Source organism: Streptomyces sp. NPDC030021 (assembly GCF_055574035.1).
On sequence record NZ_JBVIAH010000002.1, the window covers coordinates 333,407 to 346,541 of the forward strand.

The window sequence follows — 13,135 nt, forward strand, 5'->3', positions numbered from 1 at the left end:
TCGCGCCTCCGCCGGGGCTGATTGATCCGGGACTACCCGTTGAAGGTGTGGACGTGGTTCGGGCGGCTCACGACGAACTCGTTCATGAGGATCGTCCGCGAGGTCGAGTCCGAGGTGTTCGAGCACCACTCGAAGGCGCGGTGCGGGACCACCTCCTGATAGCGGTCCCGCCATTCGGCGCCGTCGGTCGCGTAGGCGTAGCAGTACCAGATCGGGTTGAAGTTGACGTCGCCGCCGAAGACCGTGGAGCTCTGCCCGGGGCCGATCCTCCACCAGCCCTTCTTCACCCAGCTGCTGCCGTCGGAGCAGTTGGGCTGGTGCCACTCGACCATCGTCCAGATTTCCGTGTGGTAGTTGTTCTGGAGCCTCAACGACATGACGCGCCTCCTACTCGGATTCCGGCTGCCTGCGGGCGGCCGGGCTGCCGTCGGACCGGACCAGGGTCGCCGGCCCCAGACTGGGACTCGACGCGCTCGTGCTCACCGCTTGTGCCTGGCCGGAGCCGGCAGCAGGCCGGCCCGAAGTGAGCACGCGTTCCAGTGCCTCTTCGTCCGCATCGGTAGTCGGATCCGCACCGTCGGTAGTGTCGTGGGACATGAGTCTCCTGCTCTCCGTGGGTTGGTTGGTGCGCAGGAGAGGTTCCCGGCAGGGAGAGCCGTGTATCGCGAAGAGCGCACTCTTGCCCCGTACGGGCCCCAGGGGGTGTCTTGCCGATCAGGCCGGGCTCGCGCTCTAGCCGGCCGTGTTGATCATCGAGGCGGCGGCGTACGTCAGGTACTTCCACAGCTGCGCCTCGTGCTCCGGCGCCAGGCCCAGCTCGTCCAGTGCGACCCGCATGTGCCTCAGCCACGCGTCGTGGGCGGCCGCGTCCACCTGGAACGGCGCGTGCCGCATCCTCAGGCGCGGGTGGCCGCGGTGCTGGCTGTAGGTGGTCGGACCACCCCAGTACTGCATCAGGAACAGCGCGAACCGCTCCTCGGCGGGGCCCAGGTCCTCCTCCGGGTACATCGGGCGCAGCAGCGGGTCCTCCGCGACCCCCTGGTAGAAGCGCCGGACGAGGCGGCGGAAGGTGTCCTCGCCGCCCACCTGCTCGTAGAAGGTCTGCTCCTGAAGCGTGCCCCGCGGAATCTCATTCACCCGACCATCGTCTCAGACGCCCGGATCCAGGACCGAGGTCCTAGGACCATCCTCCGAAGCCCTCACAGGCCCCCTCAAGCCCCCCGACCCCCCTCGCGCTCGCACGCGGCGGCCCGGCGCAGGACAGTGGAGGCATGGCCGCACACACCGCGCACACCGAGACACGGGACCTGCGGGAGACCGCGCACGCCGCCCAGGTGCGGGAGCTGACCGCCGGCGGGGTGCTGGAGGACCCGCGCTGGCGGGCGGCCTTCGCCGCCGTGCCCCGGCACGTGTTCGTCCCGTACTTCTGGACCGGCCGCGGCGCCGGCCACGAGCGGCTCTGGGCGCAGGACCCCGACCCCGAACGCCGCGCCCGCTGGCTGCGCGGGGTCTACGTCGACACCCCGCTGGCCACGCGGATGCGCGACGGCCTGCAGGTCTCCTCCAGCAGCCAGCCCTCCCTGATGGCGAAGATGCTGGCCGCCCTGGACGTGCACGACGGCGACGACGTCCTGGAGATCGGCGCGGGCACCGGCTACAACGCGGCCCTCCTCTGCCACCGGCTCGGCGAGGAGCACGTCACCACCGTGGACCTGGACGAGGAGATCACCGAGTCCGCGCGGGTGCACCTGGCCGAGCTCGGCTACCACCCGGTGGTGGTCACCGGGGACGGGGCGCGCGGCTGCCCCGCCCGGGCCCCGTTCGACCGGATCATCGTGACCTGCACGCTGCCGCTGATCCCGCACGCCTGGCTCGGCCAGTGCCGGCCGGGTGCGCGGATCCTGGCGCCGCTGTCGACCGGCCTGATCGCGCTGACCGTCCGGGACGCCGGCTTCGCCGAGGGCAACTTCCTGCACACCTCGGCGTACTTCGTCCCGCTGCGCGGTGCCACGGCCGCCCCGCAGCCCGACCCGGCCGGTACGGGGTACGGGCTTCCGTACGAGCTGGTGGAGAACGAGCGCTTCCAGTTCATGCTCGTGCTGACCGCGGGCGCCCTGCACCCCCGCGAGGCCCTGGACCTGTGGCGCCGCGAGGGCCGCCCGGCCCGGGAACGCTTCGGGGTCTCGGTCAGCACCGGGGGCCAGTGGTCGTGGCTCGACGATCCCCAGGGGCCGTACGTGTGGCCCCTGGGGGAGGGGTGAATCAGCCGCGGCGGATCGTGATCGTCGTCCAGGCGCCCACGTGGACCCGGTCGCCGTCGGCTAGGGGGACCGGGACGTAGGGCTGGATCGGCTCCTCGCCGCCGTTGATCGTGGTGCCGTTGGTGGAGTTCTGGTCCACCACCGCCCAGCTGAGGTCGGGCTGCTGGACGAGCACCGCGTGCTGGTGGGAGACGCCCGGGTCCTCCGGGGGCACCGACAGGTCGATGTCCGGGGACTCGCCCGTGGAGGCGCGGCGGCGGCCGATGGTGATCTGGCCGCCGGACAGCGGAAGGTGCTGCTCCGGGGAGTACGCGGGCAGGTTCAGCCCGGCGGCCTCGGGGCCGCTGCGCTGCATCATCGCCATGAAGTACGAGCGGTCGGGGGCGATCGTCGCACTCCAGGCGCCCCCGCCCTGGGGCGGGAAGGGCTGGTGCTGCGGCGGAGGCTGCTGCTGGTACTGCTGCTGGGGCGGCGGTCCCTGCTGCTGGTACTCCTGCTGGTACTCCCGCTGGTGCTGCGGCGGGGGCTGCTGCTGGTACTGGGGCTGCGGGGCCCGCTGGTACTCCAGCGGCGACTCGTGCGCGGGCGGCGGCAGCAGCCAGTCGTCCTCGCGCTGCAGCGGCTCGGCCGGCCGGTTGACCCGGGACGGCCGTGAGCCCTGGTACTCGAAGTGGTCCTGGGAGTAGGTCCCGGGAGCGGGCACGGGCGGCGGAGGCGTACCGCGGCCCCCGGCACCGCCACCGACGCCGGCACCCGTCGCCTGGGGTCCCGGTTCCGGGGCCGGCGGGGCGTAAGAAGTCGGGGTACGGGTCAGGAAGTTGTAGCGGCATTCCTCGCAGAACGGGGCCATGGCCTCGCGCGGGGTCCGGCACTGCGGGCAGAGCTCGGCCTGGGCGGTCGGCTCACCGGCGGTCGGGGGGAAGCCGTAGCCGTAGGACGGCACCGGGGGCGGGCCCTCCGAGGCAGCCATGCGGTGGCCGCAGACCTCGCACCAGTCGTCGGACGCGGACTGGTGCCCGTTCGGGCAGGTCGGCATGGCGGCGCTTCCCCCTTCTTCTCCCTGCGTCATCACGTCAGGTCTTCTCAGGTCTTCTTCACTCGGACGGTCTGCGTCGAACGCGTGTCAAGAGTCATCTCGTCGGCATCGGCGACCTTCGCTTTCAGCCGCACAGTACCCGCCACCGCGTCCACCACATCCACCACCTTCGCCAGGAGTCGCGCTGTGTCGGCGTTTCCGGAGGAACTCGCCAGTTGTACCGCACGCCCCAGCTTGGCCGTGGCACCACCGACATCGCCCATTTTGCGGGCTTCCAAACCTTGCTGGATAGCCTCCGCCAGCTCCGCCTGTCCGGTGTAGTGGGCGACCTGCGCGTTGATGGCGGTGGACGCCGCCAGATCGTCCGTCCACACCGCGCGCACCAGGCCCTGGGCCAGGACGGTCGGTTTCCCGTCCGGCCCGCCCGCCGCGGCCGGGAGCACGAGCGTGGCGCGGGCGGCGAGCATCTCCTGGCCCACGGTCGCCGTCGGGACGCGCACGCACACGTGGTACTCGCGGGACTCGTCGCCCCACGACCCGGTCGGGTAGTCGCCGGCGCGCGGGCCCACCTCGGTGCGGCGGTCGGTCAGGTCCTGGAGGACGGGAGCCACCTGCTTGACGTACTGGATCTCCACGCCGACCGGGGTCCACAGGCGCAGCGCGACGTCCGCGACCTCCTTGCCCATGACGTTCTCCATCATGCGCGTGAAGTCCTCGGCGAGATGGGCCGGGTCGGCCACGATGTCGGCGGAGCCGAGCAGCGCGTTCGCGATCCCGGTGACCTCCTTGACGTCCCAGTCGGTGCCCACGCCGCGGGCGTCGCAGGTGAAGCGGCCCGCGCACGCGTCGAGGGTGGCGCGGAGCACGGCCGGCTCCTCGTGCTCGTTGCGGCCGTCGGTGAGCAGGACGCCGTGCCGGATGGCGGCGGTGGAGCCGCGCAGCAGGCCGTCGGCGAGGCGCAGCCAGGTGCCGATGGCGGTGCCGCCGCCGGAGCTCAGCCCGCGCAGGGCCTCCTTGGCCTGGGCGCGGGTGGTCGCGTCCGCGACCGCGAGGCGGCCCTGGCCGGGGTAGACCTCCTTGGCCACGTGTGTCCCGGCGATCACGGCGAAGGCGGTGCCGTCGCGCAGGGTGTCGACGGCGGCCGCCGTGGCCTCACGGGCGCCGCGCATCTTCTCCGGCGGGTACTCCATGGACCCCGAGCAGTCGACCATGAGCACCACGGCCGCCGTGCCGTCGGCGACCGGCGCGCGCGTGGCGGTGGCACCGCCGGTGGCGGTCACCGTGACGATCGCGTGGACGTCCCGTCCGCCCTCGGGGAGAAACTCGTTCTGGTACACCTCCACGCTGAACCGCGGGGCACTCGGCTTGGCGAAATTCGCCATCGGTTGGACTCCTAGGGGGCTCGGGCAGGCGGGTCAGACCTGCGGGCGCGCTTCCACTTCCTATTCCGGTCCTGCCGCCGGGCCCGGCTCCGCATCCGGTCCCGGTTCCTGCTCTGGGTGCGTGGCGAACGGCACGACTGCCACGGTGACGTTGTCGTGGCCGCCGCCGTCGAGTGCGTATCCCACCAGTACCTGGGCGCTGTGCAGCGGGCGGGTCGCGGCGTCGGCGGGTACCACCTGGGCCATCTCCCGCGCGGATTCCGCGTAGTTCCACAGTCCGTCGGTGCAGACCACCACCACCCCGGGGTGGTCGGGCTTGAAGGTCGCGGTGTGCGGTTCGAGGTCGTACGCGTCGGCCCCCAGCCAGCCGGTGATGGCGTGCGCGCGGACGTCCGCGTAGGCCTCGGCCTCGCCCATCAGGCCGGCGGCGACCATCTGGGCGGCCCAGGAGTCGTCCTCGGTGAGGCGCCGGGGCAGGGCGGCGCGGTCGTCGGGGACCCAGTAGGCACGGCTGTCGCCCACCCAGCCGATGGTCAGCAGGCCGCCGCCGACGACGGCGCCGACCAGGGTGCAGGCGGGGGCGTTCTGCGCGCCGGGGGTCTCCGGGGCCAGGGCGTTCACGGCTTCGGCGGCGGCCAGGATCGCCTCGTGCATGGCCTCCTGGGGGTGGGCGCCGCGCGGGAGCGCTTCGAGCAGCGCCTCGTTCGCGGCGACGGCCGCGGCGGCCGATGCCTCGTCGGGGCGGCTGGCGGAGGAGACGCCGTCGCAGACGATGGCCACGGTGGCGGCGGAGCCGTCGGGCAGGGCGGTGGCCGACACGGCGAACGAGTCCTCGTTGCGGTGGTGGCGCAGTCCCCGGTCGGTGACGGCGGCGACGCTCCCGAGCTCCTCCTCGATGTGGTCGCGCTCACGGGGCTGCGCGTGCCCGCAGTGCTCGCAGTACCCGTCGGTGTCGACGTGCCCGGCGCGGCAGGCGACGCAGGTCTTCCCGCCGGCCGCGCCGCCGGGCTGGGGCGGATTCTCGTACGGGGCTTCGCCCGTGCCCCAGGGCGTCCCCTCCGCAGGCGTGCCGGGGTCGCCCCCGGGCCGGTCGTGGCGGGTCTCGGGGCCGTCCGCGGCGCCGTACGGGTGTTCGGCCGCGCCCCACGGGGTGCCTTCCGGCGGGGTGCCGTTCCCGTACGGGTTCCCGTGGCCGGAGGCCGCGTAGGTGACCCCGGCCGGACCCTGCCGCGGCTCCGGTTCCGGCTCCGGTTCCGCCGGGGCGGTGACCCAGGCGGCCGGGTCGCCGACCAGCGTCGGCGCGGCCGCGGCCACGCTGCCCCAGCCCGGGGCGGGCTCGGCGGCGGCGTGCGGGACGCCGGGAGCCGGGCTCCCGTAACCGCCCGCAGCGGTCGGCCGGGCCGGTGGCGCGGTCGGCGCCGGTGGCGCCGGTGGGATGGGGATGGTCGGGTGGTCCACGGCGGCCGGGGGAGGAGCGCTCACGGCGTAGCCGCAGACGCCGCAGAAACGGTCACCCTCCTCCAGGGGTTCCGCGCAGCTGGGGCAGCCCGACAGCCGATGCATCGACATCACTCACACCCACGTCCGGGGACGGAAACGGTTTGCCCGCTCCACCAGTTCGATCCTCTCCTCGCCACGCCGCGCCAGCCGTGCGAGGACGCGGTACGAGCGCTCCAGTCCGAAGCGCAGGCCCCGCTCGTCCAGTTGACTGCCGAGCAGCGAGGTCCGGCCGGGGTCGGAACCCCGGCTACCCGACAGTACCCAGTCCAGGGCCGAGCCCAGAACCTCCGTCGCGAGCCGCTCCTGACGCTCCGGGTCCAGTCCGAACCGCCGCAGGGCTTCCACCTGGTCCGCGGCGGCCGCCAGGTCGGCCAGCAGCGGCTCCTGCGGGGACCGGTCGCGCAGACGTGCGCGTACGGCCGCCACCCGCGCGGCGGTGTAGTGGATGGACGCCTCGGGCACGGATTCCAGCGTGCGCACGGCCGCGTCCCGGTCCCCGGCGGCCAGTTGGACGCGGGCCAGCCCGAAGGCCGCGCTCACGAACCCCGGGTCGGTGGTCCACACGAGCCGGTAGTACTCGGCGGCGTTGTCCAGCTGGCCCAGCACCTCCGCGCACAGCCCCAGCGCCAGCTTCGGCGCGGGCTCGCCCGGGAAGGCGTCGTAGATCGCGTCGAAGGACAGGGCCGCTATCTCGTCGTCACCGGTGGCCAGCGAGGCGATGCCACGGGCCCACACCACCCGCCAGTCGTCCGGATGCCGGGCTTCCAGTTCCGCCAGGGTGTGTCCGGCCTCGGCCAGTTCGCCCAGTTCCAGGCGGGCCCGCAGCTCCCGCAGCCGCAACTCGGCCGAATCGGCCGGCGCCGCGCTCAGGGCACCGAGCAGGTCGCCCGGCGCGGAGGCCAGCAGACCCGTCAGGAAACCGGCGTTCGGGTCGGCCGCGTCCACCAGCGGTACGGGCAGGGCCAGCGCGGTGTCGCGCGCGTCGGGGGTCGTCGCTCTCGCGGCAGCCGGCTCCGGGGACAGGAGTACGGGTACGGGCGCGGCCCCCGCGCCCTGGACCACAGCGGGCGGCGCGGGCCGCGGACCCGGCACGCCCGTCACCCGCGTGGCGGTGGTCCCGAGCCCGGCCACGCCCGCCCCCGGTCCGCCGGTCGCGGGCGCCCACGTACCCGCCGCGCCGCCGCCGGCCGCCCCGGGCACGGGCGTGCCGCCGGGCGGGGTGCCGCCGACAGGGGTACGGCCCTGCGGGCCGAGCGCCCCGGCGGCCGCCGACCCGGGCAGGGCGCTGCCGCCGGGCGCGTGCGCTCCGGCCGCGGCCCGGCCGCGGCCGGCGAGCCCGAACAGTCCGCCGCCCCGCCGGGAGGCGATCGGCCGGTAGCCCAGCCGGGAGACGACGGTGCCGGCCGCGTCGGCGAACAGCTGGGTGTCCGGAACCCGCAGCTCCGGGCCGAAGAGGGTCGACAGCTGCGGCCGCGGCCGGCCCGTCTGCAGGGCGACCACCTCCCGCAGCACGCCCGTCAGCTGGTCCGCCATCTCCTGCGCGGACGAGAACCGCCGCCCCGGGTCCGGATCGGTCGCCCGCACCAGCAGCCGGTAGAAGGACTCGTACCGCCGGAACACCTCGATGTGCTCCGGATCCGGCAGCGAATCCACGAACACGTTGGTGTAGCCCTGGAAGTCGAAGGTCAGCACGGCCAGCGTCCGCGCCACCGTGTACAGGTCGGAGGCGACCGAGGGGCCCAGCTCCGCGACCTCGGGGGCCTGATAGCCCACCGTGCCGTAGATGGCCGACTCGGTGTCGTCCATCCGCCGTACCGCGCCCATGTCGATCAGCTTCAGCTGGTCCTGCTGCTGGATCGCGTTGTCGACCTTGAAGTCGCAGTACAGGAGGTTCCTGCTGTGCAGGTGGCCGAGCGCCTCCAGCGCCTCGATGCCGTAGGCGCACGCCTGCTCCACCGGCAGCGGGTCGCGCCGCCCGTCCGGCCGGCGCCGCTCGTTCGCGATCTCCTTCAGCGATTTGCCGCCGACGTACTCCATGACGATGTACCCGTCCAGCGAACCGGTCCGCTGGTCCAGGTGCTCCACGAAGTTGTAGATCCGCACGATGTTGGAGTGCTCGATCTCCGCGAGGAAGCGCCGCTCCGAGATCGCGGCCTCCATCGCGTCCTGGTCCCCGGTGTCCAGCAGGCCCTTGAGCACCACCCACCGGTCCGCGACCGCCCGGTCCACCGCCAGGTACACCCAGCCGAGGCCGCCGTGCGCGAGGCAGCCCGCCACCTCGTACTGGCCGCGCACCACATCACCGGAGCGCAGCTTGGGCACGAAGGAGTACGGGTGCCCGCACTTGGTGCAGAACCCTTCCGTCCGGCCCGGCCGGTCGCCCCGGGAGCGGCCCACCGGGGCCCCGCAGTCCGAGCGCGAGCAGAACCGCTTGCGCTCCGGCACCTCCGGGTTCTCCAGGACCGCGGTCGAGGGATTCGGACGCGGCACCTCCGGCACGTTGACCAGACCGGCGCCCAGCCGGCTGCGGCCCGAGGCCGCCGAGCCCGAACTGCGCACCGACACCGAACGGGTGGAGGTCGTCCCCGACACCGAGCGCGACAGCCGCCCGGACACCGAGCGGCGCGAGGAGGAGGACCGGGAGGACCGTGCCGAGGCCGAGGACCGCGCCGAGCCGTGGGAGCCCTGCGAACCCATAGAGCCACGGGACCCGCCGGAGCCCAGGGAGCCCCGGGCCGCGCTCGTCATCCCCGTCGGCGGCGACACGAGCTCGTCCGCGCCCGCTGCGATCGAGCCGATCGGCGCCAGCCCGCACGTGTCGCAGTAGACCTCGCCGCCGCCCATGTCCTCGTACGCCCCCGGGCAGCCGGGACGCACGCAGGCGGTTCCGATCAGGCTCATGCGTCCTCCTCCCCGGGCCCGTCGGGCCGCTGTTCCTGGTGTCGTGGTTGCTCGGGCCGGTCCTGGGGCGGCATCAGCGACTCCGCCGTCGCCTGCTGGTAGCGCAGGACGGCCTGTTCGGCGGCCCGCAGGTCGCAGGGCGCGCTCCACAGCATGCGCCGGGCGGTGTCGTACCGCTCGATCAGCAGGGGGTCCTCCGCCATTCCGTGGCGGGCCACCTTCGCCTTGTACGCGTCGAGCCGCCCGCGCAGCTCGGCCCGTACGGCCAGGGGCGCCGTCACCGCGGTCAACGATTCACGGGCCCGCCGCAGTTCCTCCTCGGCGCGCTCCTCCAGAGATTCCAGCAGCGGCGAGAGCCGGTGCCAGCGCGCCTGGCGCCGGTGTTCGGCCGCCGCCGCGAGCTGCTCCTGGAGCACCGTGGGCGGGCCGCTCACCGCGGGCACCTCGGACGCGGCGATCTTCGCCAGCACCTCGCCGCGCGCGGTCCGCGCCTCCGCCAGGGTCCGGTCGGCCCGCGAGAGCACGTCCCGCAGGGCGATCAGCCGCTGCTCCGCGTCCTGCCGTACGTCCAGCACCGCCTCGATCTCGCGGCGTACGTCCTCCAGCGCGAGCGCGGCCCGGTCGTAGCGCCCGGTGTCCGGACGGCCGCCGCCGGGCGCCGAGCTGCCCGACGCCGGCAGCCAGAAGGCCAGCGGGTCCGCGATCACCCGGGTGCGCAGCTCCGTCAGCTCGGCGGTGATGTCCTCCAGGTCGTCGCCGGAGGGGTGCTCGCCCGGCCGTACGCCCACCGACTGGGCCAGCGAGCGGGTGCGGTGCAGCTCGGCGGCGAGCAGGTCGATCCGGGCGGGCAGCGCCGACCACACGGCGTCGGCGGCGACCACCACGTCGAGCGAGCGCGCGTACAGGCCGTTCATCCGGGCCACCAGCTCGGCGAGCGAGAGCCGCTCCGCCAGCGCGACGCCCTCGGCGCCGGCCCCGGCGATCAGCACCCCGGGCCCGCGCAGCCGCTCGGTCAGCTCGATCAGGTCCTCGCGGTTCGGCCAGCGGCGCCGCTCCCGTACCTCCCGGGCGGCGGTCAGGGCCCCGCTGTAGGCGTCGAAGTACGTCCACAGCCGGGTGATGTCCGCGTCGGCGGCCGTCCACCGCTCCTTGGTGGTCCCGCTCAGCGCGGCGCCCTCCAGCAGCCGGCGCCCGGCGTGGTCCTGGAGGGCGAGCAGCGAGGTCTCGACGGCCTCGTGCTCCGCGCCCAGCCGGGCCAGCGCGCGGTCGACGTCGTCCCGGTCCATCACTGCAGACCCCACCTCCACCGGCTGTGCCTCCGCTTCCGCCGCCTCCGTGTGCGTCCTCGTATCCTGCCCCGCGCCCGGTCCCGTGTCCGAAACCGTCACGGGCCTCAGCCGTCCCGGTACTTGGGTGCGGGGGGCGCCGTCACACCGGGCAGCACGGGCTGCAGGTGCTTGAGGTACGCCTTCATCCACGGGCTGTCACCGCCGCCCGCGCGGTAGTTCTCCAGCACCCTGTTGACCCGGCGGACCAGGTCCGAGGCGTCCTTGTTCATCGCCACCCCGTAGAACTCGCGGGTGAAGGGCGAGCCCACCAGCTGCACCGACGGGTCCTGTGCGGCCTGACCGGCCGCGAGGGCGTTGTCCGTGATGATGCCGTCGACCTCGCCCAGCTGCAGCCGGACCAGGCAGTCCAGCTGGTTGGCGACGGTGACCGGCACCGAGCCGTACGACTGGGCCTTCAGGGCCGCCTCCGCCGTGGAACCGGCCGCGAAACAGATCCGCCGGTCCTTCAGCGAGGGGTCGTACCCGGTGATCGGCGACCCCTTGGGCGCCAGCACCTGCTGACCGGCCTCGAAGTAGGCCGTCGAGAAGGCGACGTCCTCCAGCCGCTTGCAGTTGATGGTCATGGTCCGTACGACGATGTCGACGCGCCCCTCCTGGAGGGCGGGGATGCGCTGGCTGGTGGGGATGGCCCGGTAGATGACCGCGTTCTCGTCGCCCAGGATGTCCTTGGCGATGGCCTTGACCAGGTCGATGTCGAAGCCGTCGAGGCGGCTGCCCTCGGCGGTCTGGTTGCGGTAGCCCCAGCGGAAGCTGTTCTGGTCCACGCCGGCGACGAGCTTGCCGGCCGCCTTGATCCGCGCGATGGTCGCGCCGTCCACGTCGGAGGGGCGCAGGCTGGCCTCGGGGTCCTGGCAGGTGTCGGTGAGGGCCCAGGGCGCGGCCGGGGCCGCCGCCATCGACGCGGGCCGGCGGACCACCGGCCGGCCGGTGTCGGGCGTCGCGTGGGCCAGCGGCAGCAGCACGGCGGCGGCGGTCGTCGCGCAGGCGACGGCCATCGCGCTCACCCCGCCCCAGCCGCGCAGCCGGCCCGCTGCCCGGCGGATGCCGGAGGCCGCGCCCGCGGTCGCCGCCCGCCCGGCCCGGCCCGTCCGGCTCTCCCGGGCCGCGTGGTTCTCGTGGCCCTCGTGGTTCTCGTGACCTTCGGCGGCCCGCCTCGCCCGTATCCGCATCGCGCTCACCTGTACTCCGAAAGCCTGCGGCCGATGCCGAGCAGGGCCGCTGCCGCACCGATGACCGCCAGGACCGCGGCCCCCGTCACCAGACCGCCCAGCGCGCCGAGCCCGTCCTGGGCGGCCAGGGTGAACTCCCGCTGCTCGTGGGCGACGGCCTGTTCCAGGGAGGCGTCCACCGTGTCGAAGGCGGCGCCGCTGCTCTCCTTGTGCTTCTCGTCCCCGACGACCTGGGGCAGCGCGGCCTCGTAGTCCCCCTTCAAGTCCGCCTCCCGGGCCGCCGTGTGCCGCTGCTTCCACTGCTTCACGCCCTCCGCGGCCCGGCTGACGGGGTCCCGGCCGGCCGCGTCGTCGGCGAGCCGCAGCGCGGTCGCCAGTCCGGCGTCCAACTGCTTCATGTTGTTCGTGAAGTCCACGTCGTACTTGTCGGACTTCTTGTCCTCGGCCAGTACGGCGCCCCGCGCGATCAGGGTCAGGTTCTCACCGGCCCGCGCCTGCAGGGAGGCGATCCGCGCGTCGTTGAGCACCTTCATCGACTCCTGCCCGTCCGCCCGGGCCTCGCTCAGCGAGGAGCGTGCCACCGTGTGCCCCACGGTCAGCCACAACAGGACCACCACCGACGCGGCCGTCGCGGCCACCAGTCCGTGGTTGAGGACCCGGTTCGTGTGCCGGTAGTTGCGCCGCTGCGCCCAGACCAGGGCGGCGACCGCGAGCAGGCCCAGCCCGATCGAGGCCAGCGGCCAGGACCGGGCGTCGTCGTGGTCCGTGTAGAGCCGCCTGGTCTCCGACTCGTACAGCCGCTGGGCGGCGGGCAGCAGCTGGGTGGTCATCTGCTCGTTGGCGTAGCGCAGGTAGGCGCCGCCCAGCGGCAGGCCCTGCCGGTTGGTGGCCCGGGCCTGTTCGATCAGGCCGGTGTAGCGCGGGAGCTGCTCGCTGAGCACGGTGATCTGCCGGCGGGAGTCCTCGTTGCCGCCGGTGTTGGCGGCCGCGCTCACCAGCAGCTTGGAGGCGTTGGCGATGTCCTTCTCGTACCGCTGGCGGACCTCGCGCGGTTCCTGGGCGCCCAGCAGGAACCCGCTGGAGGAGGTGGTGTCGGCGTCCGCCAGGGAGCGGTAGATGCTCGCCGCGTCCGCGCTCAGCGGCTGGCTGCGGCCCACCACGTCGTCGGCGGCCGCGGCCCGGTCGGAGATCTCCCAGACGCTCACCGTGCCGAACAGCACGATCAGGGCGGCCAGTACCGCGCCGATGATCCGCAGCCGGCCCGGCTCGGTGGTCGCCGTCTCGCGCAGCCGTTCCACGCCCTCGGCCCAGGCAGTGCTCCGCCCGGGCGGCCCGTCGGGCGGTGGCGCCGTCGGTCCGGCGGACGGCACGGAAGTACCGCCCCCGGGCGCGGGCGCGCGTGATGTGATCGCCACCGTGACCTCCCCCTCGGTCCTGTCGTCCTCCAGCCGACGCTGGGAGGTACCCCCTGCGCAGCAGTATGGCCGTAGTGCCGGTCGACCACAGCACCCGGTGCTGGATCCAGGGCGATCCGTCC

General features: G+C 74.0%; 11 protein-coding genes. 2 read left to right on the forward strand and 9 right to left on the reverse strand.

Annotated features, from left to right (window positions below; translation table 11 throughout):
• Positions 1-32: 32 nt before the first annotated feature.
• Both ACZ4YL_RS04610 and ACZ4YL_RS04615 read right to left on the reverse strand, forming a co-directional pair.
• Entirely contained in the window at positions 33-377 is a 345-nt protein-coding gene (locus ACZ4YL_RS04610; RefSeq protein ID WP_468113696.1) for a DUF1036 domain-containing protein, read from the reverse strand.
• A 355-nt stretch (positions 378-732) separates the two neighbouring features.
• Positions 733-1,137, reverse strand: coding sequence for a globin (locus ACZ4YL_RS04615; RefSeq protein ID WP_314244663.1), 405 nt, complete (start codon positions 1,135-1,137; stop codon positions 733-735).
• A gap of 134 nt (positions 1,138-1,271) precedes the next feature.
• On the opposite strand from ACZ4YL_RS04615, the gene ACZ4YL_RS04620 reads away from it, so the two are divergent.
• Positions 1,272-2,261 carry a methyltransferase domain-containing protein gene (locus ACZ4YL_RS04620; RefSeq protein WP_468113697.1) on the forward strand — a complete coding sequence of 330 codons (990 nt, stop codon included), beginning with the start codon at positions 1,272-1,274 and terminating at the stop codon, positions 2,259-2,261.
• Between the two features lies 1 nt (position 2,262).
• Here the strand turns inward: ACZ4YL_RS04620 and ACZ4YL_RS04625 are convergent, their stop codons facing one another.
• Genes ACZ4YL_RS04625 through ACZ4YL_RS04640 form a run of 4 tightly spaced genes read right to left on the reverse strand, consistent with a single transcriptional unit; the run spans position 2,263 to position 8,669 of the window.
• On the reverse strand, positions 2,263-3,330 hold the full coding sequence (locus ACZ4YL_RS04625; RefSeq protein ID WP_468113698.1) for an FHA domain-containing protein: 1,068 nt from the start codon (positions 3,328-3,330) through the stop codon (positions 2,263-2,265).
• A gap of 14 nt (positions 3,331-3,344) precedes the next feature.
• On the reverse strand, positions 3,345-4,679 hold the full coding sequence (locus tag ACZ4YL_RS04630) for a VWA domain-containing protein (protein WP_468113699.1): 1,335 nt from the start codon (positions 4,677-4,679) through the stop codon (positions 3,345-3,347).
• A gap of 60 nt (positions 4,680-4,739) precedes the next feature.
• Positions 4,740-6,248: a protein phosphatase 2C domain-containing protein gene (locus ACZ4YL_RS04635; protein ID WP_468113700.1), complete on the reverse strand. Its 1,509-nt coding sequence runs from the start codon at positions 6,246-6,248 to the stop codon at positions 4,740-4,742.
• 3 nt (positions 6,249-6,251) lie between these two features.
• Positions 6,252-8,669 (reverse strand): serine/threonine-protein kinase, encoded by a 2,418-nt coding sequence (locus ACZ4YL_RS04640; RefSeq protein ID WP_468113701.1) that lies wholly within the window; start codon positions 8,667-8,669, stop codon positions 6,252-6,254.
• Between the two features lie 10 nt (positions 8,670-8,679).
• Between ACZ4YL_RS04640 and ACZ4YL_RS04645 the strand changes: the two genes are divergently transcribed.
• The gene (locus ACZ4YL_RS04645) at positions 8,680-9,006 is read left to right on the forward strand and encodes a hypothetical protein (protein WP_468113702.1); all 327 of its coding nucleotides are present in this window, start codon (positions 8,680-8,682) and stop codon (positions 9,004-9,006) included.
• 70 nt (positions 9,007-9,076) lie between these two features.
• Here the strand turns inward: ACZ4YL_RS04645 and ACZ4YL_RS04650 are convergent, their stop codons facing one another.
• The 3 genes from ACZ4YL_RS04650 to ACZ4YL_RS04660 all read right to left on the reverse strand — a co-directional run bounded on the left by ACZ4YL_RS04650 (position 9,077) and on the right by ACZ4YL_RS04660 (position 13,013).
• The gene (locus tag ACZ4YL_RS04650; RefSeq protein WP_468113703.1) at positions 9,077-10,366 is read right to left on the reverse strand and encodes a coiled-coil domain-containing protein; all 1,290 of its coding nucleotides are present in this window, start codon (positions 10,364-10,366) and stop codon (positions 9,077-9,079) included.
• A 107-nt stretch (positions 10,367-10,473) separates the two neighbouring features.
• On the reverse strand, positions 10,474-11,424 hold the full coding sequence (locus ACZ4YL_RS04655; protein ID WP_468114092.1) for a glutamate ABC transporter substrate-binding protein: 951 nt from the start codon (positions 11,422-11,424) through the stop codon (positions 10,474-10,476).
• A gap of 179 nt (positions 11,425-11,603) precedes the next feature.
• Complete coding sequence (locus ACZ4YL_RS04660; RefSeq protein WP_468113704.1) at positions 11,604-13,013, reverse strand: hypothetical protein; 1,410 nt, start codon at positions 13,011-13,013, stop codon at positions 11,604-11,606.
• Positions 13,014-13,135: the final 122 nt, after the last annotated feature.

What these genes read in the sequence shown, in the direction of transcription:
- ACZ4YL_RS04610 (WP_468113696.1), bottom strand. Translation starts at nt 377, where the DNA reads ATGTCGTTGAGGCTCCAGAACAACTACCACACGGAAATCTGGACGATG.
- ACZ4YL_RS04620 (WP_468113697.1), top strand. Translation starts at nt 1,272, where the DNA reads ATGGCCGCACACACCGCGCACACCGAGACACGGGACCTGCGGGAGACC.
- ACZ4YL_RS04625 (WP_468113698.1), bottom strand. Translation starts at nt 3,330, where the DNA reads ATGACGCAGGGAGAAGAAGGGGGAAGCGCCGCCATGCCGACCTGCCCG.
- ACZ4YL_RS04630 (WP_468113699.1), bottom strand. Translation starts at nt 4,679, where the DNA reads ATGGCGAATTTCGCCAAGCCGAGTGCCCCGCGGTTCAGCGTGGAGGTG.
- ACZ4YL_RS04635 (WP_468113700.1), bottom strand. Translation starts at nt 6,248, where the DNA reads ATGTCGATGCATCGGCTGTCGGGCTGCCCCAGCTGCGCGGAACCCCTG.
- ACZ4YL_RS04650 (WP_468113703.1), bottom strand. Translation starts at nt 10,366, where the DNA reads ATGGACCGGGACGACGTCGACCGCGCGCTGGCCCGGCTGGGCGCGGAG.
- ACZ4YL_RS04655 (WP_468114092.1), bottom strand. Translation starts at nt 11,424, where the DNA reads ATGGCCGTCGCCTGCGCGACGACCGCCGCCGCCGTGCTGCTGCCGCTG.